20 protein-coding genes, 1 other RNA gene and 1 pseudogene are annotated in these 25,765 nt (G+C 70.1%); 13 read left to right on the forward strand and 9 right to left on the reverse strand.

Going from position 1 to position 25,765, the window contains the following annotated elements; genetic code table 11:
- Window positions 1-117 precede the first annotated feature (117 nt).
- Complete coding sequence (locus OG417_RS07620; protein WP_329251722.1) at window positions 118-1,272, reverse strand: MFS transporter; 1,155 nt, start codon at window positions 1,270-1,272, stop codon at window positions 118-120.
- A gap of 102 nt (window positions 1,273-1,374) precedes the next feature.
- Between OG417_RS07620 and OG417_RS07625 the strand changes: the two genes are divergently transcribed.
- Window positions 1,375-2,802: an amidase gene (locus tag OG417_RS07625; RefSeq protein WP_329251724.1), complete on the forward strand. Its 1,428-nt coding sequence runs from the start codon at window positions 1,375-1,377 to the stop codon at window positions 2,800-2,802.
- Here the strand turns inward: OG417_RS07625 and OG417_RS07630 are convergent.
- The gene (locus tag OG417_RS07630) at window positions 2,780-3,343 is read right to left on the reverse strand and encodes a class I SAM-dependent methyltransferase (RefSeq protein WP_329251726.1); all 564 of its coding nucleotides are present in this window, start codon (window positions 3,341-3,343) and stop codon (window positions 2,780-2,782) included. The two genes, OG417_RS07625 and OG417_RS07630, sit on opposite strands and share 23 nt — an antisense overlap.
- Window positions 3,344-3,399: 56 nt before the next feature.
- Here OG417_RS07630 and OG417_RS07635 point away from each other — a divergent pair, with 56 nt between their 5' ends.
- Window positions 3,400-4,152: a helix-turn-helix domain-containing protein gene (locus OG417_RS07635; RefSeq protein WP_329251729.1), complete on the forward strand. Its 753-nt coding sequence runs from the start codon at window positions 3,400-3,402 to the stop codon at window positions 4,150-4,152.
- Between the two features lie 26 nt (window positions 4,153-4,178).
- Here OG417_RS07635 and OG417_RS07640 read toward each other — a convergent pair whose 3' ends face one another.
- Window positions 4,179-5,096, reverse strand: coding sequence for a LysR family transcriptional regulator (locus tag OG417_RS07640; RefSeq protein ID WP_329251732.1), 918 nt, complete (start codon window positions 5,094-5,096; stop codon window positions 4,179-4,181).
- Window positions 5,097-5,167: 71 nt separating this feature from the next.
- Here OG417_RS07640 and OG417_RS07645 point away from each other — a divergent pair, with 71 nt between their 5' ends.
- The 4 genes from OG417_RS07645 (at window position 5,168) to OG417_RS07660 (ending at window position 14,048) form a co-directional block, all read left to right on the forward strand.
- A complete protein-coding gene (locus OG417_RS07645; RefSeq protein ID WP_329251735.1) occupies window positions 5,168-6,052 on the forward strand; it encodes an SDR family NAD(P)-dependent oxidoreductase in 885 nt (294 codons plus the stop codon).
- Between the two features lie 199 nt (window positions 6,053-6,251).
- On the forward strand, window positions 6,252-8,180 hold the full coding sequence (locus OG417_RS07650; protein ID WP_442875664.1) for an acetoacetate--CoA ligase: 1,929 nt from the start codon (window positions 6,252-6,254) through the stop codon (window positions 8,178-8,180).
- A 111-nt stretch (window positions 8,181-8,291) separates the two neighbouring features.
- The gene (locus OG417_RS07655) at window positions 8,292-9,098 is read left to right on the forward strand and encodes a tryptophan 2,3-dioxygenase (protein ID WP_329251738.1); all 807 of its coding nucleotides are present in this window, start codon (window positions 8,292-8,294) and stop codon (window positions 9,096-9,098) included.
- A gap of 24 nt (window positions 9,099-9,122) precedes the next feature.
- Complete coding sequence (locus tag OG417_RS07660) at window positions 9,123-14,048, forward strand: NAD-glutamate dehydrogenase (RefSeq protein WP_329251741.1); 4,926 nt, start codon at window positions 9,123-9,125, stop codon at window positions 14,046-14,048.
- Window positions 14,049-14,309: 261 nt separating this feature from the next.
- Here OG417_RS07660 and OG417_RS07665 read toward each other — a convergent pair whose 3' ends face one another.
- Window positions 14,310-14,864 (reverse strand): NUDIX hydrolase, encoded by a 555-nt coding sequence (locus OG417_RS07665; protein ID WP_329251744.1) that lies wholly within the window; start codon window positions 14,862-14,864, stop codon window positions 14,310-14,312.
- Between the two features lie 65 nt (window positions 14,865-14,929).
- Between OG417_RS07665 and OG417_RS07670 the strand changes: the two genes are divergently transcribed.
- Window positions 14,930-15,838 carry a hypothetical protein gene (locus OG417_RS07670; protein ID WP_329251746.1) on the forward strand — a complete coding sequence of 303 codons (909 nt, stop codon included), beginning with the start codon at window positions 14,930-14,932 and terminating at the stop codon, window positions 15,836-15,838.
- A 72-nt stretch (window positions 15,839-15,910) separates the two neighbouring features.
- Here OG417_RS07670 and OG417_RS07675 read toward each other — a convergent pair whose 3' ends face one another.
- A complete protein-coding gene (locus OG417_RS07675) occupies window positions 15,911-16,963 on the reverse strand; it encodes a hypothetical protein (protein WP_329251749.1) in 1,053 nt (350 codons plus the stop codon).
- Window positions 16,964-17,093: 130 nt separating this feature from the next.
- Here OG417_RS07675 and prfB point away from each other — a divergent pair, with 130 nt between their 5' ends.
- A complete protein-coding gene (prfB, locus tag OG417_RS07680) occupies window positions 17,094-18,215 on the forward strand; it encodes a peptide chain release factor 2 (protein ID WP_329251751.1) in 1,122 nt (373 codons plus the stop codon).
- Here the strand turns inward: prfB and OG417_RS07685 are convergent.
- Entirely contained in the window at window positions 18,212-18,397 is a 186-nt protein-coding gene (locus tag OG417_RS07685; protein WP_285578978.1) for a hypothetical protein, read from the reverse strand. The genes prfB and OG417_RS07685 overlap by 4 nt on opposite strands.
- A 208-nt stretch (window positions 18,398-18,605) precedes the next feature.
- Between OG417_RS07685 and ftsE the strand changes: the two genes are divergently transcribed.
- The 5 genes from ftsE to ssrA all read left to right on the forward strand — a co-directional run bounded on the left by ftsE (window position 18,606) and on the right by ssrA (window position 23,514).
- Window positions 18,606-19,304: a cell division ATP-binding protein FtsE gene (gene ftsE / locus OG417_RS07690; RefSeq protein WP_329251754.1), complete on the forward strand. Its 699-nt coding sequence runs from the start codon at window positions 18,606-18,608 to the stop codon at window positions 19,302-19,304.
- A gap of 71 nt (window positions 19,305-19,375) precedes the next feature.
- Window positions 19,376-20,281 (forward strand): permease-like cell division protein FtsX, encoded by a 906-nt coding sequence (gene ftsX, locus OG417_RS07695; protein ID WP_329251757.1) that lies wholly within the window; start codon window positions 19,376-19,378, stop codon window positions 20,279-20,281.
- 149 nt (window positions 20,282-20,430) lie between these two features.
- A complete protein-coding gene (gene smpB, locus OG417_RS07700; protein WP_329251760.1) occupies window positions 20,431-20,904 on the forward strand; it encodes an SsrA-binding protein SmpB in 474 nt (157 codons plus the stop codon).
- 8 nt (window positions 20,905-20,912) lie between these two features.
- Window positions 20,913-22,748 carry a penicillin-binding transpeptidase domain-containing protein gene (locus OG417_RS07705; protein ID WP_329251763.1) on the forward strand — a complete coding sequence of 612 codons (1,836 nt, stop codon included), beginning with the start codon at window positions 20,913-20,915 and terminating at the stop codon, window positions 22,746-22,748.
- 390 nt (window positions 22,749-23,138) lie between these two features.
- Window positions 23,139-23,514, forward strand: a transfer-messenger RNA (tmRNA) gene (ssrA, locus tag OG417_RS07710).
- A 643-nt stretch (window positions 23,515-24,157) separates the two neighbouring features.
- Here ssrA and OG417_RS54240 read toward each other — a convergent pair.
- From OG417_RS54240 to OG417_RS07725, 3 genes and pseudogenes are all read right to left on the reverse strand, one after another.
- Window positions 24,158-25,171, reverse strand: a pseudogene (locus OG417_RS54240) (recombinase family protein); the annotation flags it as partial.
- A complete protein-coding gene (locus OG417_RS07720) occupies window positions 25,168-25,503 on the reverse strand; it encodes a helix-turn-helix domain-containing protein (protein WP_329251768.1) in 336 nt (111 codons plus the stop codon). The pseudogene OG417_RS54240 and the gene OG417_RS07720, both read right to left, overlap by 4 nt.
- 26 nt (window positions 25,504-25,529) lie before the next feature.
- Window positions 25,530-25,664 (reverse strand): hypothetical protein, encoded by a 135-nt coding sequence (locus OG417_RS07725; protein WP_329251770.1) that lies wholly within the window; start codon window positions 25,662-25,664, stop codon window positions 25,530-25,532.
- Window positions 25,665-25,765 lie beyond the last annotated feature (101 nt).

Consider the following 25,765-nt stretch of genomic DNA (forward strand, 5'->3'; position numbering starts at 1 on the left):
CCGCACACACTTTCGCTCATGCCCCTTCTCCTCGAACGATTTCGCTCGGTGGACGCGGTCGGTTCCGGTGTGCAGGCCGCCGCCCGCTCCACGCTCTCGCCGCCGTCCGTCCGCGCGTCACGCTCTCACCGCCGCGGCCCGCGTCTCCGGAAGACGGGTCGACACCGCCAAGGCGACGATGGGGAGCACGAGCAGGAGCGCGAGCGCCGTGCGGATGCCGTACGCGTCGGCGACCAGGCCCAGCAGCGGTGCGACCATCCCACCCGCGGACACCGCGAGGCCCAGGGTCACGCCGCTGGCGGTGCCGATCCGGCCGGGCAGGTACTCCTGGCCGAGCGTGGTGTGCACGGCGAACGGCACGTACAGGCCGAGGCCCAGCACGAACGCCGAGACGAACGCGACCGCCGGGCCGGGGGCGAGCAGCAGGCCGAGCAGGCCCGGAACGGTCAGGGCGTAGCCGACGCGTACGGCCGTGAGCCGCCCGGCGCGGTCCGCGAGCCGGCCGCCGAGCACCGTGCCGACCGCCCCCGTACCGGTGAAGACCGTGAGAGCGGCCGACGCCGTGCCCTTCGACAGGCCGAACCGGTGGATCAGCAGGAGGGCCAGGAACGAGGAGATTCCGAAGTAGGCCACCGACCGGCACACGACGACCACCGTCAGCCAGCCGAACGCCCGCCAGTCGTCGGCCCCCGCGTCGCTCGCGGCGCGGCCGCGGGCGGGCACGGGTTCGCGGCTTCGCCAGGCCACCGCGAGGAACAGGGCGGTCACCACGGCCGGGAGGGCGAGCAGGGGAGTGCCGGCCAGGCCCGTCACCCCGAGGATCGGGGCGACGACCAGCGGCGCGACCGCGATGCCGGCGTTCCCGCCCACCGCGAACACGCTCATGCCCTGCGCCGAGGCCCCCGCCGCCTGCCGCGCCGCCCGCGCGGCCTCCGGATGGTAGGCCGCGACGCCGACGCCGGACAGCGCCACCGCGAGCCAGGTCGTCCAGTACCCGCCGCCCAGCCCGGACAGCCCGATGCCGATGCCCGCGGTCAGCAGCCCGACGCCGACCAGCCAGGGTGCGCAGCGCCGGTCGGTCAGCACGCCGAAGCCCGGCTGCAGGATGCTCGACAGGAAGGTCGCGGCGAGGGTGATGCCGGTCGCCTGCGCGTAGCCGTAGTGCCGCTCGGCGACCAGGAAGGGCAGCAGCGCCGGCACCGCGCCCTGGTACAGGTCGTCGACGACGTGGGTCCCCACCAGCAACGTCAGCATCCGCCGTCCCGAAGTCATGATCGCGACGCTATGAGAAAGGGGGCATGCCGGGAACAGGCCATCGTGCCGACCGATATCGCGATTCGGCCGTCCGTACAGGGCCGTTCGTAAAGTGGCATCGTGGAGCTCTGGGAGTACGCGAGCCACGACGCGGTCGGGCTGCGCGACCTGATCACTTCCGGGCAGGTCACCGCCGCGCAGGTGGAGGACGCCGCGCGGCGGGCGCTGGAGTCGGCGGACGAGCGGGTCAACGGGCTGGCCCTGCCGGTGTTCGAGCCGGCGCTCGACCACGCGGACGACGGGCCGCTCGCGGGAGTTCCCTTCCTGATCAAGGACAGCGGGCCGATGGCGGAGGGCGTGCCGTTCTTCCTGGGCAGCCGGGCGATCCCGGGGGTGACCGCGCGGTACGACACGGACCTCATGAGACGCGTCCGCGCCGCCGGGCTGGTCACACTGGGCCTCACCACCGTCCCCGAGCTGGTGGTCAGTTTCGCCACCGAGGCGCTGCGGTACGGCCCCACGCGAAACCCCTGGAACCTGGACCGCGGCGTGGGCGGGTCGAGCGGTGGGGCCGCCGCGCTGGTGGCCGCCGGAGCGGTGCCGGTCGCGCACGCGAACGACGGTGCCGGCTCGGCCCGGGTCCCCGCCTCGTGCTGCGGGCTGGTCGGTCTCAAGCCGAGCCGCGGCCGTACGCCGTGCGGGCCCGACCTGGGGGAGGCGGGCTTCGGCATGGCCTGCGAGTCGGGGCTGACGCGGACCGTACGCGACACCGCCCGCTATCTCGACGCGATCCAGGGCCCGGTGGCGGGCGACAAGTACACCGCGCCGCTCCCGCTCCGCCCGTACGAGGACGAACTGGCGGCCGACCCCCACCGGCTGCGCGTGGCGGTGACCACGCGTGCCTGGTCGGGCACCCCGGTCGACCCGGAGGTGGCCGAGGCGGCGGTACGCACCGCCCGCCTGCTGGAGGAGATGGGGCACGCGGTGACGGAGGCGAGTCCGCAGGTCGACTGGGACGCCGTGCTGCGGGCGATCATGACCGAGATGGTGGCGCTCGTCGCCCCGGTCCTGCTGGCGCCGAGACGGCCGGACCCCGAGAGGATGGAGGCCGTCTCACGGCGGATCCTGCGGATGGCCGAGGAGTTGAGCGCGCTCGACCTGATCGCGGGCATGGACGCGCAGAACCGCCTCACCCGGGCGGTCGGGGCGTTCTTCACCGAGTATGACCTGCTGGTCACCCCGACGATCGCGCGCCTCCCGGCCCCCCACGGCACGTTCCGCTACGACTGCCCCGGTCACACGGTGGAGAGCTGGCTGCGGGCGGAGTTCGACTACGGCCCGTTCACCTCACTGTTCAACGTCTCCGGGCAGCCGGCCGTCAGCCTGCCGCTCGCCCAGAGCGGCGACGGTCTGCCGATCGGTGTTCAGCTCGCCGCGCCGTACGGCCGGGAGGACCTGCTGTTCCGCGTCGCCGCCCGGCTCGAAGAGGCCGTCCCCTGGCACGACCGCGTCCCGCCGGCGGGGCTCAGGCGGGCCGGCGGGCGGTGAAGTGCACGCGCTTGGGCTTCGGCGTGACGCGCACGTCCGTGAGGCCGGCCGCCTCCAGGCGCGAGGCGAGCGTCCCGGGGTCGACCGGCACGAGCGTGTCGCCCAGGTGGATCAGCCGGAACAACAGGTCGGCCCGCCCGTCGCTGCCGACGAACACCCCGCCCGGGCGCAGCACGCGGCAGGTCTCGGCGAAGAGCCGGTCCTGCAACTCCGGCGCGGGCACGTGGTGCAGCATCGTGAAGCACGCGACGGCGGTGAACGACGCGTCCGCGAACGGCATCGCCGACGCGTCGCCGTGCACGATCGTCACGCCGGGCTCCAGCTCATGCCGCAGCCGCTCGGCGTACGTCTCATCGATCTCCAGCGCGGTGAGCCGCGGCACCCGGCCGGCCAGCTCACGGGTGGTCACGCCCAGGCCGGGGCCGAGTTCCAGCACGTCGTCGCCGAGGTCGACGTCCCCCAGCACCACCGGGAACAGCTCCGTGCGCATGTACTCGGCCCACCTGGCCGAGCCGCATATCCGGTTGTGAAGCAGGTTCATGCTCGTGCACATTAGGAGCGGACGACGGTGGCGTGAACGACCAAGACGGTCAAGTGATGTCGAGAACCAGCCAACTCAAGACGCGGGGCGACGGGGCGATCCTCGTCGCGGCGTTCTCCTCGGCGGGGCGCCGGTACGACACGCACTGGCACACCGCGCACCAGCTGGCCTGGGCCTCCTCGGGCATCCTCACCGTGTCCTCGCCCGACGGCACCTGGGTGCTGCCGCCGACGCGGGCCCTGTGGGTCCCGGCGGGCGTCGAGCACGCCATGGACGCCGGCCGCCACACGTTCGTCTGCTGCCCCTACTTCGCCGCCGATCGAGGGCCGGGCTGGACCGCCCCGACCGTGGTCGCGATCAGCTCGCTGGCCCGGGAGCTGATCCTCCACCTGGCCGCCACCGACCCGCCGCGGGCCGCCCGCCGCCGGGCCGAAAGCGTCCTGTTCGACCAGCTCATGCCGGTGCCGGTGACCACCATCGCGGTGCCGATGCCCCGCGACCCGCGTGCCCTCGACGTGGCCCGCGGCGTGATCGACGACCCCGCCGACGACGCCACGCTGGACATCTGGGCCCGTCGCACCGGCACGAGCACCCGCACCCTCGCCCGCCTGTTCACGGCCGAGACGGGCATGCCCTTCGGCCGCTGGCGCACCCAGGTACGCCTGCGAGCGGCGCTGCCGCTGCTCGCCGAGGGCCTGCCGGTGGCCACCGCGGCCCGTCGCGTCGGCTACACGACCCCCAGCGCCTTCGTCGCCGTGTTCCGCAAGGCCACCGGCGTACCACCGGGCGCCTACTTCACCAGCCGCTGAGCGGCGGCGGGAGCCGCCGGAGGGTCTTACAGCGGTGCGCTCGTCTCGATCGCGGCGGCGCGGAGGGCCGCGGCGAGGTGGTCGGCGGGTTCCGGCAGGGGCCGCGGGAGCCGCGCGAGAAGGAGGCGCCGTTGTTCGCGCGGTCCGCCGCGGACCGGCAGGACGCGGACACCGGCGGGGACGACGGCGGTGAGCGAGGCCGGCACGGTGGTGATGCCGCAGCCGGCCGCGACGAGATGCAGCTTGGCCAGCCAGTCGCGGGCGGTGTGGGCGATCTCGGGCCGTTCGTCCAGGCCGGGCCAGACTCCCATCACCTGGTCATCGCCCGATCCGGCGATCCAGCGCCGGCCGTGCAGGTCGGCGATGTCGACGAACTCGCCCCGCGCGAGCGGATGGGTGTCGGGCACCGCGAGGCGCAGGCTTCGTTCGGTGAGGACCTGCAGCTCCAGGGCCGGCGTCTCGCTGTCGAGCGGGCGGAACGGCGGCGCCGAGGCCACCAGGGCGAGGTCCAGCGTGCCGGCGCGCAGCGCGCGTACGAGCGCGGGGGTGCTGCCCTCGCGACTGATCACGGTGATGGCCGGGTGCGTACGGCGCAACGCGGCCAGCGCACGGGGCACCAGCCCGGACCCCGCGCTCGCGAACCAGCCGAGCCGCACCGTGCCGTGCTCGTCGGGAAGGCCGGCCAGCTCACGCGCTGTCGCGTCGACCTGGTCGATCACCGTGGCGGCGCGGCGCACCACGACGTGCCCGGCGGGCGTCAGCCGCACGCCGTCGTGACGCCGCTCCAGCAGCGGCGTTCCGGCCGCGCGTTCCAGCGAGGCGATCTGGCGGGAGACGGCGGACTGGGTGTAGCCGAGCGCGGTGGCCGCGGCGGTGAGGGTGCCTCGCTCGGCCACCTCGCGGAAGACCCGCAGAGCGGTGAGGGACGCGTCGGTGAAGGCCATGACAGTTACGCATACCCTACCTGAGAAACTTTCGCTGGCGGCATGACCATCAGGCTCCTAACGTGGCCGGCATGAACCTGATCAACACACCGTCCGGGTCCGCCGACCTGACCACCACGCCGAAGGTCGCCCTGGTCACCGGGGCCACCCAGGGCCTGGGCCTGGCCCTGGTCGAGGGCCTCGCCGAGCGCATGGCCCCGCAGGACACCGTCTACCTCACCGGCCGCGACGCCGGCCGTGTCGCCCAAGCCGTCGAGGCCATGCCCGCCGGCGGAGCCCAAGTCCGCGGCGAGTTGCTCGACGTGGCCGACCCCGAGGCCGCCGGCCGCCTCGCCGCCCGGCTGAAGGAACGGCACCAGGGCGTCGACATCGTCTTCAACAACGCCGTGATGCGGATCGGCCCGGACGACGACCCGCGTCGGTTCGTCGACACCTACGCCGAGGTCAACAACTTCGGCACCACGCGGGTGCTGCGCGCCTTCGCCCCGCTGCTGCGGGACGGCGGGCGGCTGATCGTCGTGGCCAGCTCGCTGGGCAGGCTGTACCACCTGGCGCCCGTACTCCACGACCACTTCGACGGGCTCGCGTCCCTGGACGAGGTGGACGAGCAGGTCGCGGCCTGGCGTGACGCCGTCAAGGACGGCAGCGCCCGCGCCGGAGCCTGGCCCGGCTTCGTCAACATCCCCTCCAAGATCGGCCAGGTCGCCGCCGTGCGCGCGCTCGCGGCGCAGCGGCGCGAAGAGGACACCGAGCGCGGCATCCTGCTCGCGGCCGTCTGCCCCGGGATGATGAACACGCCGACCTCCGGCCTGTGGTGGGACGTCAGCGACGCCCCAAGCCCGGCCGAGGCGGCCCTGCCACTGCTGAGCCTCGCCCTCGACCCGGTCGACCCCGACCACTACGGCCGGCTCGTCCGGCATGGCGAGGTTCTGCCCTGGTCACCCGACGCACGATAATTCCCGCCGAGGGAAGGTGGACCTCTGGAGACTGCGCGGAGTGAGTCTCACCTCCTTGACCGGTCTGACTTCACGGGGCCTCGAAAGTGTTCCGCGGTCACATCGTTCCCAGGGGTTTCGTGGTGGTGTTCTATGTTGCAGTGCGTGGCCGCCACGCTGATGCTGGGATGGCCATCACTAGCGTTTGGGAGGCTGTGACGTGTCGGTTGCCGAGGGTGACCTGCTGTGGGAGCCGTCCGATGATGCGCGGCGGCGGGCCCGTGTCGGTGGGCTCATGGACGAGCGGGGCCTCGGTTCCTACGACGAGCTGTGGCGCTGGTCCGTCACCGAGCTCGACGCCTTCTGGGACACGGTGTGGTCCTACTTCGGCGTGCTCGGCGAGCGCGGCGACGGTCCGGTGCGCGAGGGGGCCGGGATGCCCGGCGTGCGCTGGTTCCCCGGTGCCACGCTCAACTACGCGCGCAACGCCCTGCGGGCCGACCGCGACCAGAACGCCACGGCGGTGATCTTCCGGTCCGAGAGCGGCGACGAGCGCACCCTGACCTACGGTGAGCTGGCCACGTGGGTCGCCGAGGCGCGTCAGGGCCTTCGCGAGCTCGGTGTGGCGAAGGGCGACCGGGTGGCGGCGTACGTGCCGAACATCCCCGAGGCGCTGGTGCTCTTCCTCGCCACGGCCTCGCTCGGGGCGGTCTGGTCCTCCTGCTCGCCCGACTTCGGGGCGCCCAGCGTGATCGACCGGTTCACCCAGATCGAGCCGAAGGTGCTCGTCGCGGTGGACGGCTACCCCTACAACGGCAAGCGCTACGACCGGCGCGACGTCGTACGCGACATCCAGGCGGCGCTGCCCACGCTCAGCGCCACCGTGCTGATCCCGTACCTGGGCACCGACGGCGTCGAGGACGCGATCTCCTACGACGACCTGCGCCGGCCCGGCGCGGCGCCGGGCTTTGAGGACGTGCCGTTCGACCACCCCCTGTGGATCCTGTACTCCTCCGGCACGACCGGGCTGCCCAAGCCGATCGTGCACGGTCACGGAGGCATCGTCCTCGAACACCTCAAGTCCCTCAGCTTCCACCAGGACCTCGGCCCCGGCGACGTCTTCTTCTGGTTCACCACGACCGGCTGGATGATGTGGAACTACCTGGTCGGCGGCCTTCTCGTCGGCGCGACCATCGTCATGTACGACGGCGCGCCCAACGGCGACGCGCTCTGGCGGCTGGCCGCCGAGACCGGGGTGACCTACTTCGGCGTCGGCGCGCCGTACATCCTGGCGTCGATGAAGACCGGCCTGGAGCCGGGCAAGACTTACGACCTCACCCGGATCCGCGGGATCGGCTCGACCGGTTCGCCGCTGCCGCCCGAGGGCTTCGCGTGGCTGTACGAGCACGTCGGCGCGGATTTGCTGGTCGGCTCGTTCTCCGGCGGCACCGACGTCGCCACCGGGTTCGTCGGGCCGTGCCCGCTGCTGCCGCTGCGCGCGGGCGTGATCCAGTGCCGGGGGCTCGGGGCCAAGGTCGAGGCGTTCGGCGACACCGGTGAGCCGGTCGTCGACGAGGTGGGCGAGCTGGTGATCACCGAGCCGATGCCCTCGATGCCGATCTACTTCTGGAACGACGAGGGCGGCGAGCGCTACCGGGAGTCCTACTTCGGCATGTACCCGGGCGTCTGGCGGCACGGCGACTGGATCAAGATCCTGCCCGACGGCGGCAGTGTGATCTATGGACGGTCGGACTCCACGCTCAACCGGGGCGGGGTGCGCATGGGCACCGCCGACTTCTACCGCGTCGTGGAGGCGTTCGACGAGGTCGCCGACTCACTCGTGGTCGATACGGGACAGCTGGGGCAGGACGGGCGGCTGCTGCTGTACGTGCAGCTCGCCGACGACGCCGAGCTGTCGGAGGAGATCGTCGCGCGGATCCGGGCGGCGCTGCGGTCGACGCTGTCGCCGCGGCACGTGCCGGACGAGATCCGTGCGGTGCCGGGCATCCCGCGCACGCTGTCGGGCAAGAAGCTCGAAGTGCCGGTGCGCAAGATGCTGCTCGGCACGCCCGTGGAGAAGGCCGCAAACCCGGACGCCATGGCGAATCCCGAGGTGCTGGCGCACTTCATGCCCACGTCAGGACACTAGTGGCAGGGTGATCCTCCCGTCCCCGAGTCGGCGAATCCCGGTTTTCGAGTTAGTGTGGCGGCCGTGAGCGCAACACCACAACGGCGTGGTGCGGCCGCTTCCGCTTCCGGTATGCCCGGAAACGGATATGGCGCACCGGGGCGTAACTTCGGTGAAGAAGGGGGGCGCCTCACCTACGGCGCCTACCTCCGGTTGCCGACCCTGCTCGAACAGCAGGTGCTCGAGTCCGACCCTCCCGCCCGCGACGAGCTTCTGTTCATCACGATCCACCAGGTCTACGAGCTCTGGTTCAAGCTGCTGCTGCACGAGCTGGGTGAGATCCGCCGGGCGATGATCGACGACGAGGTCTGGCTGGCCCGGCACCTGTTCCGGCGGGTGCACGCGGTGGAGCGGGTGATGGTCGACCAGATCCAGGTGCTGGAGACGATGACCCCGCAGGACTTCATGGCCTTCCGGGAGAAGCTGGCGCCCGCCAGCGGCTTCCAGTCCGTGCAGTTCCGCGAGATGGAGTTCCTCTCCGGCCACAAGGACCCCGGTTTCGTCAAACGGTTCCGCGGCCTCACCGACGACGAGACCGAACGCCTCGACCGCCGGCTCGCCGAACCCACGCTCTGGGACGCGTTCGTCATGCTGCTCCGCAGGCGCGGGCTCGCGGCCGGCGACGACGACGAGATCCGAGAGTCGATGGTCACCGTGGCGGGCGACCGCGACCGTTATGACGATCTGTGGCAGCTGTCCGAGGACCTGCTGACCCACGACGAGATGGCCGCGCTCTGGCGCCAACGCCACGTCCAGATGGTCGAGCGGCAGATCGGCACGAAGTCGGGCACCGGTGGCTCTACCGGCGCGCCTTACCTCCGAAGCAGGCTTGACCTGCGGTATTACCCGTTGCTGTGGGAATTGCGAACCCTGCTCTGAGAAGGCACTGAGGGAGATATGTAGATGAGCGGCGAACCGACGGCCCGGCCGGACGACGAAGCCGAGCGTGCCAAGGATGATCTGCTGCGCCGTGCGGCGGAGGCCTGTGCCCACCACACGTACGGCGCCAACCAGGAGACCGCGGACATTCTCGGCTTCCTCCGGCTCTACTATCGGCATGTCGCGGTGGAGGATCTCGGCTCCCGCGACCCGGCCGACATCTGGGGTCCGGCGATGTCCCACCGGCAGCTGGGCGAAGACCGCCCGCAGGGCCGGGCCAAGGTGCGCGCGTTCACGCCGACCGTCGACGACCAGGGCTGGGACCCCGGGCACAGCGTCGTCCAGGTGGTCACCGACGACATGCCGTTCCTCGTCGACTCGGTGACGATGGAGCTCAACCGGCACCAGCTGTCCACCCACCTGATCGTCCACCCGCAGCTGAACGTCCGCCGTGACGTGGCCGGCCACCTGCGGGGCACGGACGACGGCGACGGCCTGATGCTCGAGGAGTCCTGGATCCACCTGGAGATCGACCGGCAGGGCGACCGCACGGTGCTGCAGGACCTGGAGAAGGACATCCGCCGGATCCTTGACGACGTGCGCGCCGCCGTCGAGGACGAGGACAAGATGCGGTCCCTGTCCCGTACGATCGCGGCCGGGCTGCGCGAGAAGCGGCCGCCGTTGCCGGAGGAGGAGACCGGCGACGGCGTCGCGCTGCTCGACTGGCTGGCCGACGACCACTTCACCTTCCTCGGCTACCGGGAGTACACCCTGGAGACCGGCGAGGACGGCGAGCGGCTGCGCGCCGTCCCGGGCACCGGCCTGGGCATCCTGCGCTCGGACCAGCGCGAGTCGACCAGCTTCGCCTCGCTGCCGCAGGAGGTGCGCGCCAAGGCTCACGAGCCGCACCTGCTCGTGCTGACCAAGGCCAACTCCCGCGCCACCGTGCACCGCCCCGCCTACCTCGACTACGTCGGCGTCAAGCGGTTCGGCGACGACGGCAAGGTGGTCGGCGAGCGCCGCTTCCTCGGCCTGTTCACCCACGCCGCGTACAGCGAGAGCATCGAGCACATCCCGGTGCTCGACCGCAAGCTCCAGACGGTGCTGCACCGCGCCGGGCTCGCCCCCGACAGCTACGACGGCAAGGATCTCATCGAGATCCTGGAGACCTACCCGCGCGACGACCTGTTCCAGATCTCGGTCGACGAGCTGTTCCCGATCGCGATGAGCGTGCTGCGGCTGCGCGAGCGCAAGCAGCTTCGGCTGTTCGTCCGCAAGGACGCCTACGGCCGCTACATGTCGTGCCTGGTCTTCCTGCCGCGCGACCGCTACACCACGCAGATCCGGCTGCGCATCCAGGAGATCCTGCGCAGCGCCTTCGACGGCACGAGCGTCGACTACAGCGCGATGGTCGGCGACTCCGCGCTCGCGCGCCTGCACGTGGTCGTGCGCGGCGAGCGCGGGCGCCCGCTGCCCGACGACGTGGACCTGGCCGAGGTGGAGGCCCGGCTCGTCGCCGCCACCCGCTCGTGGGCCGACGACCTGGTCGAGGCGATCGTCGAGCAGTGCGGCGAAGAACGCTCCGGGGTGCTGACCCGCCGTTACGCCAACGCCTTCCCCGAGGGCTACAAGGCCGACTTCCCCGCCCGTACGGCCTGCGCCGACCTCAAGCGCCTGGAGGCGCTGACCGAGCCGGGCCAGATCTCCATCAACCTGTACGAGCCGTACGGCGGCGAACCCGGCGAGCGCCGGCTCAAGGTGTACCGGCTCGGGCCGCCGATCTCGCTGTCCCACGTGCTGCCGCTGCTGCACAACATGGGCGTCGAGGTGGTCGACGAGCGGCCGTACGGCATCGACCCCGAGGGCGGCCGCCGCTCCTGGATCTACGACCTGGGCCTGCGGTACGTCCCGTCGCCCGACGTGGACGAGGCCGACGTCAAGGACCTGTTCCAGGACGCCTTCACCGCGCTGTGGCGCGACGAGGTGGAGAGCGACCCGTTCAACACCCTCGTGCTGCGGGCCGGGCTCGCCTGGCGGCCGGTCATGGTGCTCCGCGCGTACGCCCGCTACCTGCGGCAGACGGGCACCACCTTCAGCGAGCGGTACATCGAGCAGGTGCTGGTCGACAACCCGCGCATCGCCCGGCTGCTGGTGCGGCTGTTCGAGTCGCGGTTCGACCCGCGTCTCAACTCGCGGCCGGACGCCGCGCCCGACGCGCACGAGGAGCTGGGCTCGGCCATCGCCGAGGAGATCGAGGGCGCGCTCGACGCGGTCACCAGCCTGGACCAGGACCGCATCCTCCGCAGCTTCCTGTCGATGATCCGCGCCACCCTGCGCACGAACTACTACCAGCGGACCGCGGGCGGCACGCCCAAGCCGTACCTGTCGCTGAAGCTGGACCCCGAGGCGATCCCGGACCTGCCGCAGCCCCGCCCCCAGTTCGAGATCTTCGTGTACTCCCCGCGGCTGGAGGGTGTGCACCTGCGGTTCGGGTCGGTGGCCCGCGGCGGCCTGCGCTGGTCCGACCGGCGCGAGGACTTCCGTACGGAGATCCTCGGCCTGGTCAAGGCGCAGGCGGTGAAGAACACCGTGATCGTGCCCGCCGGCGCCAAGGGCGGCTTCGTGTGCAAGCGGCTGCCCGACCCCAGCGACCGTGAGGCGTTCCTCGCCGAGGGTGTCGCGTCGTACAAGCAGTTCATCGGCGGCCTGCTCGACATCACCGACAACCTCGTACGGGACGAGGGGAGCGAGGGGACCCGCGGCCAGATGCGCGTCGTGCCCGCGCCGAACGTCGTGCGGCACGACGGAGACGACACCTACCTGGTCGTGGCCGCCGACAAGGGCACCGCGACCTTCTCCGACATCGCCAACGAGGTGTCCGCGTCGTACGGCTTCTGGCTCGGCGACGCCTTCGCGTCGGGCGGCTCGGTCGGCTACGACCACAAGGGCATGGGCATCACCGCGCGCGGCGCCTGGGAGTCGGTGAAGTACCACTTCCGCTCCCTCGGCGTCGACGTGCAGAACGAGGACTTCACCGTCGTCGGCGTCGGCGACATGTCCGGCGACGTGTTCGGCAACGGCATGCTGTTGTCGGAGCACATCCGGCTCGTCGCGGCCTTCGACCACCGGCACATCTTCCTCGACCCCGACCCGGACCCGGCCGCCTCCTTCCGCGAGCGCAAGCGCATGTTCGCGCTCCCGCGCAGCTCGTGGGCCGACTACGACACCTCGCTGATCTCCAAGGGCGGCGGCGTGCACTCGCGCTCGGCCAAGAAGATCCCGCTGACGCCGCAGGTCCGCGAGGCGCTCGGCATCCCGGGCGGGATCAACGCGCTGACCCCGCACGAGCTGATCCACGCGATCCTCACCGCGCCGGTCGACCTGATGTGGAACGGCGGCATCGGCACGTACGTCAAGGCCTCCGGCGAGACCCACGCCGAGGTCGGCGACAAGGCCAACGACGTGCTGCGGGCCGACGCGACCGAGCTGCGCTGCAAGGTCATCGGCGAGGGCGGCAACCTCGGGCTGACCCAGCGGGCCCGCATCGAGTTCGCCCTCGGCGGGGGCCTGGTCAACACCGACTTCATCGACAACTCCGCGGGCGTGGACACCTCCGACCACGAGGTGAACATCAAGATTCTGCTGGACCAGGTCGTCCGCGATGGCGAGCTGACCGACAAGCAGCGCGACACGCTCTTCCTGGAGATGACCGACGAGGTCGCCGACCTGGTCCTGCGCGACAACATCGCGCAGAACGTCGCGCTCGCCGCCTCGCGCAGCCAGGCGTCGTCCATGCTGCACGTCCACGGCCGCTACCTGCGCAAGCTGGAGCGCGACGGCAAGCTGAAGCGGCGCCTGGAGTTCCTGCCGGACGACAAGGCGCTCGCCGAGCGCCGGCAGGCCGGGATCGGCCTCACCGGCCCGGAGTTCGCCACGCTGCTCGCCTACACCAAGCTCACGCTCGAGGACGAGATCCGCGGCTCGGACCTGCCGGACGACCCCGACCTGGCCAGCCGGCTCGTCGAGTACTTCCCGACGCCGCTGCGCGAACGGTTCCGCGACTACATGGACCGGCACCCGCTGCGCCGCGAGATCATCGCCACCTCGGTGGTGAACAGCATGGTCAACGACAGCGGCATCACCTTCGCGTTCCGCATGGGCGAGGAGACCGGCGCGTCCGCCTCCGACATCACCCGTGCCTACCTCGTGGCGCGCGAGGTGTTCGGCATGGAGGCCTTCTGGCGGTCGGTGGACGGGCTGGACTACCAGGTCGACACCGCGACGCAGATCCGGATGCGGCTGGAGGCCCGCAAGCTGACCGAGCGCGCGGCCCGCTGGCTGCTGCACAACCGCCGCATGCCGTTCGACATCCGCGACACCGTGGACTACTTCGCCTCCGGAGCGGCGGCGCTCTCGGCGCACATGCCCAAGCTCCTGGTCGGCCGCGACCTGGAGGACTTCGAGGACCGCCGCGACCGGTTCACCGAGGCCGGCGTGCCCGACCAGCTCGCCGAGCAGGTGGCGATGATGGTCCCGGCGTTCTCCACGTTCGACCTGGTGGAGATCGCCCACAGCACCGGACGGCCGCCGGAGGAGGTCGCCGAGGTCTACTTCGACCTGAGCGAACGCCTCCAGCTGTCCCGCCTGCGCGAGCGCATCATCCAGCTCCCGCGCGACGACCGGTGGAACTCCATGGCCCGGTCGGCCCTCCGCGACGACCTGTACGCCGCGCACGCCGCCCTGGCCCGCGACGTCCTCGTCACCAGCGAGGCGGGGGTCGCGCCGGAGCAGCGGCTGGCGATCTGGTCGGAGAAGAACAGCGCCGCCGTCGCCCGCGCCGCCCAGACGCTCGGCGAGATCTGGGAGAGCGACAACCTGGGCGTCGCCACGCTGTCGGTGGCCCTGCGCGCCATCCGCACGCTGGTCACCGCCTCGACCCTCCCCGACTGAGGGACGGAAGAACGGGTCGGCCCGGCGCACCGCCGGGCCGCCTTCCGGCATGCGAGTTCGGGGGGAGGTGAAGGCTTGATGCCCAGACTGAGGCTGGACGGACAGACGGTGCGCCACGCGGTTGGCTCCTGGCAGCGCACCGCCCGCCTCTGCACGCTCTTACTGGTCGCAGGAACTGCTCCGTTGCTCAGCGGCGCAGCCGCGCTGCTCATCATGCGAGCGTTCGCACGCTAGCCCGAAGGCGCAGCGTGGTACTCAAGCCTAGCCGGTGCCGCGCTGCGGGATCTCCGCCGTGCGGCGCGGGCCGGGGAGGACGACCGGGGCGGCGTCGGTGCCGTCGGGCCACAGCCACAGGTGCGTCTCGCCCGGGTCGTCTTTGCCGTCGAGATGGTGCAGCAACGGCTCGCGGCGGGGGCGGAAGGCCAGCCGTGCCAGCCGCTTGCTCGCCTCCGGCAGCGGCACCCACGCGGCCTCCAGGACCGACCCGTCCGGGTCGGCGGGCGCCAGGTCACGTGCCGCCGCGGCGAACTCGAACGTGAAGACCGTCCAGACCCCGGCCCAGCCGGGATCGTCGGTGACGGTGTACTGGCACAGGAAGGCCAGCCGACCCGGGGCGGCCCGCAGGCCGGTCTCCTCGCGCAGCTCGCGTACGGCCGCCTCGTGCACCAGCTCGCCGGCTTCCACCTGGCCCCCGGGAAGCACCCAGCTCGGCTCCGGGTCGTCGCCGAGCAGCTCCCGTACCATCAGCACGTCCGTGCCGCTGCGGACGAGAGCCGCCACGAGCAGTCCACTGCGGGCCGCTTGGGGGAGTGGCACCGTGTGTCCCTTCCTGATTGCGAATTCGCACAGTAGTGGATCAGTCACTGTGCGAATCTGTCGGCATGCGACGACGACTGGCCGCCCTGACGGCCGCCATCCTCCCAGTGTCCGCGTGCGGTTCCCTCGGCACCGCCCATCCCGCGATCACCAAGACGCAGGCCCAGCAGGTGCTGGCCAACTACCAGACCGTCAACAACCGGGCCAACGCCAACCTCGACGGCGACCTCCTGGCCACGGTGGAGACCGGCGACCAGCTCGAGATGGACCGGGCCGGCTACCGCCTGCGGCAGGCCAAGAAGGACAAGTACACCCCGTTCACCTACTCCCACCCGGCGTTCTACATTCCGCGCCAGGACCACTACCCCAAGTGGTTCGCGGTCGAGGCGGTCTCGGGCCAGACCCGCCACGCCCTGCTGTTCACCCAGAGCCACGCGGGCGGGCCCTGGCTGCTGGCCGCCGACCCCTTCCCCTCCTCGCCGCTCAGCGGCATCTCCCTCGACAAGGACGGCTTCGCCACGGCCGTGAGCCCTTCCGACACCAACGCCGCGCTCCAGCCCCGCAGGGTGGCCGGCGCGCACGCCGCGACGCTGTCCACCGGGGCCGGCGGCATGGCGCCCGGGCCGTACACCTCCGACTCCCGCGACGCGCTGACCAGGGTCCAGGCCGAGCTGCAGAAGCGCGGCGTGACCCTGACCTCCGACTTCGCGCCCGACGGGCAGCGCATCTACGCCCTGCGGACCACGGGCGGCGGCGCCCTGGTCTGGTACGTCATCCGCCAGAGCGAGCGCTACGACATGGTCGACCCCGGCACGGTCAACACCAACGGCGACCTCGCCGGGCTGGTCACGGGGCGGGTGGGTCACCACCTCAGCTCCACCGCGCTCATCCAGTACCTCGCGGTCGTGCCCGATCACGGCGACACCCAGGTGATCGGCACCTACCGCAAGGCCGTGCAGGCCACGACGTCGTAGCCGGTGTCCCTCATGCGGACCACGCGACCCCGCGGGGGCGGCCCCTCGTACGGCCGAGGGGCACCCCCTCGCTCACTTGGTGGGCACGCTCGCCTTGATCGTGCCGCCGTCGGCGGCGATGATCACGGCCTTCTCCGTGCTCGTCGTGTCCTTCTTGGGCGCGGGCGGCACCAGCGTGGCGAACTGCAGCGTCTGGGTCACGTCCAGCTCGTTGTGCACGAGGTCCGACGCGACGAACGGCGCCGCGTCCTTGGGGATCGGCACGTGACCGGGCTTCTTCTTGGGCTTGGTCGACACGGCGTCGCGGCTCAGCGCGTACAGGACGATGCCGCCCCCGTCGGTCGTGGCCAGCGGGAAGATCGGGAACGACGTCGTGGCGTACACCGTGTCGACCTTCAGCCCCGAGCCCTTCTTCGGCTTGGTGGCCTTCTGGTCGGAGATGTAGTAGCTCGTGGTGTGCTTGCCGGTCGCCATGACCTTGGCCGCGACGTTGCCCGGGCCCTCCTCGGCGAGCGTGGCCTGGATGGAGGGCACGTCCCGTGGCGGGATCAGCAGGCCGGTGTCGAACGTCGCCAGCGGCTTGGCGTACCCCTGGTCATCGACCGCGATCTTCGGTGGCTTCTGCTTCTTGTCCAGCAGCGTGGCCAGGCTGAGGCGCCACCGCATGGTCGGCTTGCTCTTGACGAACCCCATCAGCACGGTGTGGGGGCTCTTACCGTTGGCCAGGCTGCGCCGCACGCTCGCCACGAACCACTGCTGTCCCTCCGGTTTCAGCCGCGGGACGTACAGCGTCGGGGTGCCGTACCGGTAGCGCGGCACCGGGTCGCCGGCCGTCATCGCCCGGCGGAACGCCGCCGCCGTCAGCTGCGACTGCCCCTCGCTGGTCCACCACAGGGCCAGCCTTTCGTCGCCGCTGGCCCGTGCGACGTCCTCGTTGATGACGAACGACTGGAACGCCTTCTTGGCCACCTCGGGAGTCAGCGGCACGGGAGGGGGAGAGGTGTCGGGGCTGGACTCCGCCGCCACAGGCTTGGTGCGGGCCTGCTCGTGCGAGCCGCCCGAGCACCCCGTCAGCGCGGCGAGGGCCACCGCCGTCGCCAGAGCCGACGCAACCGCTGTCCTCATGCTCCCCGGCCGATCATGTGTTACCGATGTGGGGCAGAGTATGCCAGGCGAATCCCAGTGCCCGAACGCGAGCCCGATCAGGCGGCGGCTCGCGTACCTCGCGGACCCGGCCCCAGGTAGGCTTTTGATCGTGGCAGCCATCGACCCGTCAGAAGAGATGAAAGAGCTCGGCGCGATGCTGGAGGGCATCGAGGCGGTGCTCGACCTCGAGGGCATGCGCCGTGACATCGGCGAGCTCCGTGAGCAGGCTGCCGACCCCGACCTGTGGAACGACCAGGAGCGGGCGCAGCAGGTGACCCGGCGGCTGTCCTACCTCGAAGGCGAGCTCGGGAAGGTCGAGGGCCTGCGGGGTCGGCTGGACGACGCCGGCGTGCTGCTGGAGCTGGCCGCCGAAGAGGGTGACGACGACACCCGCGGCGAGGCGGAACGCGAGCTGGGAGCCCTCCGCAAGGAGGTCGAGCAGCTCGAGGTCCGCACCCTGATGTCGGGGGAGTACGACGCCCGCGAGGCGCTCATCACGATCAACTCCCAGGCCGGCGGCGTCGACGCGGCCGACTTCGCCCAGATGGTGCAGCGGATGTATCTCCGCTGGGCCGAGCGGCACGGCTACCCGACCGAGATCTACGACACCTCCTACGCCGAAGAGGCCGGCATCAAGTCGACGACGTTCACGGTCAAGGCCCCCTACGCGTACGGCACGCTGCGCGGCGAGCACGGCACCCACCGCATGGTGCGCATCTCGCCCTACGACAACCAGGGGCGTCGGCAGACCTCGTTCACCGGCGTCGACGTCGTACCGGTGGTGGAGCAGACCGACCACGTCGACATCCCCGAAGACGACATCAGGGTCGACGTCTACCGCTCCAGCGGGCCGGGCGGCCAGGGCGTCAACACCACCGACAGCGCGGTGCGCATCACGCACCTGCCCACCGGCATCGTGGTGTCCTGCCAGAACGAACGCAGCCAGCTGCAGAACCGCGCCACCGCCATGACGGTGCTCCAGGCCAAGCTCCTCGAGCGCAAGCGCCAGGAGGAGGCCGAGCGGATGAACGAGCTGCGCGGTGAGTCGACCAGCTCGTGGGGCACTCAGATCCGCAACTACGTGCTGCACCCGTATCAGATCGTCAAGGACCTGCGTACCGGTGTCGAGGCGGGCAATCCCACGGCCGTGCTCGACGGTGACATCGATGAGTTCATCGAGGCCGAGATCCGCTGGATGCGCCGCCAGGAGGCCGGCGAGAGCTCAAGCTAGCTCAGCCCGAACTTCAGCGCGATCAGAAGGGTCAGCGCGAGGATCAGGGCGCCGATCAGCACCGGGGAGATGCCGAACGTCCCGGGGTAGTGGACCTCCGCACGTGCGGCTCTACAGGTGGGGCAGCGCCCCTCGACGACGGGTCCCGCGCACCGAGCACAGATCAGATGTTCGCAGCTCATCTGGCTCCTCTCCACGTTGGTCGGGCCATGTGATGCTCGGTTGCACCTATGGGTGTACCCAAGTTGGACGTTTCATGCCAGTGTCCCCCTTAGACTGCTGCTTGGCCAATCGGCCCCCGAGCCGCGAGGCCCTCGCGGGGCGCCTGTCCCACGAAAGTTCAGCCGCCTCCGTCCCCCACCCCCTAGACTGACACGTCGTGATGCAGCCGTGATCCACTTTGATAACGTCACCAAGGTCTACTCGCGCCAGAGCCGGCCGGCCCTGCAGGGTGTCAACGTGGCCGTCGAGAAGGGTGAGTTCGTCTTTCTCGTGGGTCCCTCCGGGTCCGGCAAGTCGACGTTCCTGCGCCTGATCCTCAAGGAGGAGCGGCCAACGCAGGGCGGCATTCACGTCGCCGGCAAGGAGCTGAACAAGCTCACCAACTGGAAGGTCCCCCACCTGCGCCGCCGCATCGGCTGCGTGTTCCAGGACTTCCGGCTGCTGCCGAACAAGAACGTCTACGAGAACGTCGCCTTCGCGCTGGAGGTCATCGGCAAGCCCCGGCGGTTCATCCGCAAGGTCGTCCCCGAGGTGATCGACCTCGTCGGCCTCGAGGGCAAGGCGCACCGCATGCCGGACGAGCTGTCGGGTGGTGAGCAGCAGCGCGTGGCGATCGCACGGGCGTTCGTCAACCGCCCGATGATCCTGCTCGCCGACGAGCCCACGGGCAACATCGACCCGGCGACCAGCATCGGCATCATGAAGGTGCTCGACCGGATCAACCGCACCGGCACCACGGTGGTGATGGCCACGCACGACGCGGCCATCGTGGACGCCTTCCGCAAGCGGGTCGTGGAGCTCGAAGACGGGCGTGTGGTCCGTGACCAGTCCCGTGGCGTGTACGGCCAGGCGTACGGAGGCGTGTAGCCTCTAGCCTCCGTTGGGAGATCGAGGCTCCCCTATATCGGCCCATAACGGACGACCAAGGACAGCGAGGCATGCGCGCACAGTTCGTTCTTCAGGAGATCTGGATCGGTCTCCGCAGGAACCTCACGATGACCATCGCGCTCGTCGTCACCGTCGCGATCGCCATGGCGCTGTTCGGCACCGGCGTCCTGCTCAAGATGCAGGTCGACAAGTCGAACAACTACTGGTCGGACAAGGTCGAGGTCTCGGTCTACCTCTGCAACAAGCTGAGCGCCAACCCGCAGTGCCACAAGACCGAGCCGACCCAGGACGCGAAGAACCAGATCAAGTCGCAGCTGGAATCGATGCCTCAGGTGGCCAAGGTCACCCAGGAGACCCAGCAGCAGGCGTACCAGCGCGCCAAGGAACGCTTCTCCAACACCCCGGGCTTCTCCGAGACCATCCAGCTCGGCGACATCCCCGACTCCTTCCGGGTGAAGCTGAAGGACCCCAAGCAGTACGCCGCGGTGGTCGCGCAGATGCAGAACCGCCCGGGCGTCGACCAGGTGATCAACGAGCGGGCGATCCTGGAGAGGTTCTTCAAGATCCTCGGCGGCCTCCAGTGGGCAGCGCTGATCATCGCGGCGATCCAGGTCATCGCGGCCGTGCTGCTGGTCGCCAACACCATCCGCCTCTCGGCCTTCAACCGCCGGCGCGAGACGGGCATCATGCGGCTGGTAGGGGCCTCCAACCTCTACATCCAGCTGCCGTTCGTCCTCGAAGGCGCCATCGCGGGCCTGATCGGCGGTGCCTTCGCGGCCATCCTGCTGGGCTTCTCCAAGGTGTTCCTGCTAGGACGATTGACGAAGAACCTCCAGTTCGCCACCCCACTCGACTGGTTCGCCGTCGCGGAGGTCATCGTGTTCGCGGTGTGCTTCGGCGTGGTCCTCTGCGCGCTGGCGTCCTTCCTCACCCTCCGCCGCTACCTCAAGATCTGAGTCACGATCGCACGGTGATCGCCAGATCGCGTACCTTCGGGAGGGGATCGGTACCGGTCCCGCCGGCGTCGGCGGGGAGCGTGGCCGATCCCGATGTCGCGGCCGACCGCGACCGTCCGTACGGGGAGAAGGACCGAGGCTGAGTTCCAGTGCCACGCGAACAGGGGCGCAAGCTCATCGCGCAGAACAAGCGCGCGCGCCACGACTACCACATAGAGGACACCTACGAGGCAGGCCTCGTACTCACCGGCACCGAGGTGAAGTCACTGCGGGCCGGCCGGGCCAACCTGACCGACGGATTCGCGCACATCCGCGACGGTGAGGTCTGGCTCGAGGGCGTCCACATTCCCGAGTACACGATGGGGACGTGGACCAACCACGCCGCGAGGAGGCCACGTAAGCTCCTGCTGCACCGGCGGGAGATCGGCAAGCTGAGCGGCGCGACGACCGAGTCCGGGCGCACCATCATCCCGTTGTCCTTGTACTTCAAGGACGGAAAGGCCAAGGTCGAGATCGCGGTGGCGCGCGGCAAGCGCTCGTACGACAAGCGGCAGGCCATCGCGAAACGGGATGCCGATCGAGAGATGCAGCGCGCCCTCGCGGCACGGCTGAAGAGGCGCTGAGGGTGGTCATGCGACGGTTCCGGGGAGCGCTGGCGGCCATGACCGGGATGCTGCTGGCGGTCTCCGGCTGCCGGATGTTCGCCGAGCCCTCGCCGCTGCCCACGGTGCGCAACTTCCTGGTGGCCTGGCAGAACGGCGACTACTCCGGCGCCGCCAAGCAGACCAACGGCGACCGCAAGACGGTCGCCGGCGCGCTCGAGGCGCTGCCGGGCCAGCTCGACCTCGCCTCGCTGCACCTCGCGCTCGGCCATGTGCACAAGGACGGCGACGATGCCACGGCCCAGTTCGAGGTCAGGATCGACCTCGGCGACAACGGAAAGCCCTGGGACTACGGCAGCCAGATGCACCTGCACCGCTCGGGCGGCCAGTGGAAGGTCGTGTGGAGCCCGTCGATCATCCATCCGAAGCTCGGCAAGGGCGAGCGGCTCGCCGTCGTCACCGAGACCCCGCAGCGGGCGTACGTCCAGGACTCCAAGGGCCAGTCGCTGACCAAGAAGGTCAAGGTGGAGGTCTTCGGCGTGCTGCCGGGCCAGCTGGCCAGGCCGGACGCCACTCTCGCGAAGCTGGCGTCGATCACCGACCTGGACAAGGACCGCGTCCTCGGGCGCGTACGCTCCGCGCCGCCGCATGAGTTCCTGCCGCTGGTGACGCTCCAGCTGCCCGCCCAGGCCGCGGAGGCCGCCAAGCTCGTGCAGGTACCCGGCGTGCAGGCCCGTACGCGGTATCTGCCGCTCGCACCCGCGGTCGCCGGTGACGTCGTGGGCCAGCTCGGCCCGGCCACGGCCGAGCGCCTCCAGCAGGTCGGCGCGCCGTACCAGCCGGGCGACACGATCGGCATCTCCGGTCTCCAGGTGCTCGACCAGCGGCGCCTGGCCGGCACCCCGACCGTGAAGGTGGTGGCCCAGACCCCGTCGGGATCGTCCAGCCAGGTGCTGTACGAGCTGCCGGGCGCGCAGAGCCAGCCGGTACGGACGACGGTGGACCGGCGGGTGCAGGAGGCGGCGGAGAACGCCCTGAAGGGGCTGCGCCAGCCCGCGTCGCTGGCCGTCGTACACCAGCAGACCGGCGATGTGCTGGCCGCCGCCAACCATCTGACCGACGGCAAGAACCAGGCCTTCGAGGGCCACTACCCACCGGGCATGACCTTCAGCATGATCACCACGCAGGCGCTGCTGGGCTACCACCAGAAGATGAACGCCGCCGTGGCCTGCCCGCCCACGTACAAGGTGGGCGACCAGGTGTTCCACAGCTCGTCCCCGCGCGGCAAGACGCTCCAGAGCAACTTCATGCGCTCCTGCCCCACGGCCTTCGCCTCGCTCTACGGCTCACTGAGCTATCAGGACCTGCGCACGAGCGCTGCCCGCTTCGGCATCGGCGTGCCGTGGAACATCGCGCTGCCGGCGTTCTCGGGCAGCGTGCCGCCGCCGAGGAACGAGGCCGAGCGCGCCGCGGAGATGGTCGGCCAGGGCCGCATCGAAGCGAGCCCCCTGGCGATGGCCCTGGCCGCCTCGACGGTGGGAAGCGGCACCTGGCGGCCGCCGAGCCTGGTCAAGGACCCGGCGCCCGCCCAGCCGATCCAGCCACGATCGCTCGACTCGGACTCGATCTCGACGCTCCAGCCGTTGCTGCGCGGCTCGGTCACCTCCGGCGCGGCCCACGCGGCGAAGACGGCGGGCAACAAGGGCACGGTCAGCGGCGTGGTCGCCCAGGTGCCGTACGGCTCGGGTAAGACGGTCTCGTGGTTCGTGGGCTTCCGCGGCAACGTGGCCTTCGCGCTGGCGGTCGAGGGAAAGGTCAACGCGGCGGCGGTCGCGGCGAGGTTCCTGCGGGCCGTACCGGGCTGATCCCCCGTGCCGGCCGGGGCGTCGGCGACTTTATGATCTCTTGACTCATCGGACACAACCTTCGCGGCGGTCACCGACGTCTTAACAGATGACTGAGACACCGCTTGGGGGGTTGCGGACTCAGTCGCCGTGATGAGACCAGAGCCTCGTCTCGGGGGAGGCTCTGCCGTCCGGACCGGCCCGACCCTGCCGGTCGCCCCCGTGGGTGTGCCTAGTCCACGCCCACGGGGGTTCTCATCCTTTCTCGCCGGTCACAGGCGCCCCATAGGCCGGCCGCCGCGCATCGTCCAGAGCCGATCGTCTCGTGGCGGGAATCGCGTTGGCGTGGTGTGTGTTGTACGTGTACGGTCGGTGTGGTGGGTGCTTCGGCGCCCGTTGACAACTGAACATGGGGGTGATCGGTTTCGACTTCGGTATGTCGAGACATGGGGAAGCGGGCCGAGGGTTGCGGTTGTAACCTCGTAAATCCTGTGACCGCAAAACAACAAGTGCCAACTCTAAGCGCACTGAGTTCGCCCTCGCCGCCTGAGGTTAGGTAGCGAACTCTGTCAGCCCGGGAGTGTCTCCGGCCCGGGATCTGGCATCGTAAGGAGACTCAACCTGTAGTTCCGGCCGCGGGAACGACAGGGAAACCAAACAGCGGCTGAGCCCGTCGGCGACACGCCTGCGTGAGCGCCGGGGCCGAGAAAACGCCAAGCAGGCTGCGCCCGGAGAAGCCCTGTCTTGGTACCGAAGGACGCGGGTTCGATTCCCGCCACCTCCACCCAAGCGGCCTTACTCGAACACCCGCCCGTCAGGGCGGTGGCGAGTAGGGCCGTAGTTGTATTGGCGGTGGTGTCGCTCAGGTGAGCGGCGCCGCCGCTTTCGCGTTGTTCGGCCCGGTGCACGGCGATGAGCGGCGCGAACGGGTCCGTCGGCTCGTCGTCGTGTACGCGTGCGGGTGCGTCGTCGGCGTCGACGTAGAGCCGCGTGAAGATCGCCTGGTTGAGGGTCCTGCGTCCTCGTTCGCTGGTGAGCCGGTAGAGCTTGTCGGGCCGTTCGAGCAGTTCCAGGACGGTACGGAGGGCGTTGGCGCCGGCCTCCAGGTCGGGGCGGTCCGCCTGTTCGATCTTGTGCTCCAGTCGGGCGCGTTCGTCGCGGATCTTGCGGAGGCGTTCGGCGATCTTGTCTTTGGGCCAGTCGGGATCGCCGATCAGGTCGAGGTACTGATCTTCCTGGCTGTCGAGCTTGGTGATCTGCTGCTTGATGCCGTCGATGAGTTCGGCGTTGGTCGTGGCGGTGGCGCTGAGTGCGCTATCCACACCCTTGTGGATACGCTCGCGCAGGTCGGCGGGGAGTGCCACGGTGGTGTAGTGGTCGGCGACGGCCTCTTCGACGTTGGCCACGGGCATGTAGGGGAGGTCGCACGTGTGGTTCTGCCGGCCCCGGCAGATGTAGTAGAAGTACACGTTGCCGCGTTTGCCCTTGCCGCGCATGATGATCAGGCGTCGTTTGCAGCGGTGACACCAGACGGTGCCCTTGAGGTAGTGGTTGTGCGTACGGGCGCGCGTGCCGCCGCCGCGTTGGCCGTCGAGGATTTCTTGGACGCGGTCGAAGAGCGCCTGATCGATTAGCGGCTCGTGGCGACCCCTGTATTCGACGCCTTTGTGGGTGACGTAGCCGAGGTAGTAGCGGTCGCGCAGGAGCTTGCCGATGGTGTGGAGCGAGATGGGGGTACCGGCCGGATAGCGCTTGTTCGGCTTGGTCCTGAGTCCGGCGTCGGTTAGAGCTTTGATGAGGTCGTGGAAGCCGTACGTTCCCGTCGCGTACAGCTCGAATGCCATGCGAATGAGAGGGCCGCGTACGGGGTCTATGGCGATCGTGCGGACTTCCCGTCCTTCGAATCGCTCTCGGACGTTGAGGTAGCCGATGGGCGCGCGTCCGACCGAACCGCCGTTGATGACTTTCTGGCCCATCTTGTAGGCGATGTCGGCGCCGGACGCGCGTGATTGGTATTCGTTGACGGCGTCGAGAACCGTGCCGACGAGATCGCCAATCGGGGAGTCCTCGGTGTAGTCGGTGACCGAGACGAGGACCGCGCCGGCGGCGCGTAGGTCGCGTTTGGTGATGGCCGCGTCGATGGTGTTGCGGTGCATCCGGGAGCGGGCGTAGACGATTACGTAGTCGATGTCCCGCTCAGCCTTGATCCGGGCCATCATCTCCCGGAACACCGGACGGGATTCCACGGTGGTGGCGCTGCGACCCGGTTCGATGTACTCGTCAACGATGTCCGCGCCGAGTTCGGCGGCTCGTTGCTGGCCGGCCTTACGCTGTGCGGGGAGTGAGATGCCTTCGGGGTCGTAGTCGGTGTTCACCTGGCCCCATGAGGAGACGCGCAGGTAGAGGACTGCCCGCTTACGTTCGTGCTGTGGCGGCATCGTCATCGCTCCTTGTTCGCGTGCTCGGCGATGATGGCGTGGATCTCGGTGATGGCCTCTTCAGGCAGGCCGTATTGGTTGCGGAGGAGGTCGTCAAGGTCGGGGTAGGGGAGGCCTGCGAGTGTGAACAGCTCGCTCGGGCTGAGATCCAATGCCTCGGCCAGGCGCACGAGAGTCGTCGGGGACGGTTCGGCGATCTCGCCTTTGATGAGCCGGTGGATAGAGGTCATGGGGATGCCTGTCACCTCGGCGAGCCTGCGCATGTTGTAGCCCGCTCGGCCTCGTGCCTCGTCAAGACGCTGGCCCAGTGCGGGGCCGGTAGACGCGTCGGGTGGCATGGGCACCTCCGCTGTATGTGGAGCCATCACGCTACTCCGCCTGTTCCGTTTTCGGAACACGCTTCGTGGAGTTCGGCGGCGATGAGAAGCAGTGCCTGCGTGAGCCTCTCTTCGTTGATGGTGGTGCGCTGCTTGCCGTGAATGCGGATGCGTCTGGTCACGCGCGTCACCTCCTCGGCTCGTCACTGTGTGTGGTCGGCGAGGCAGGCGGTCGTGCAACGTGCACGCGTGCAAACGTGCCCTATACACGCAGGCGCGTGCG

It is taken from the genome of Actinoallomurus sp. NBC_01490 (assembly GCF_036227085.1).
Classification (GTDB): domain Bacteria; phylum Actinomycetota; class Actinomycetes; order Streptosporangiales; family Streptosporangiaceae; genus Actinoallomurus; species Actinoallomurus oryzae.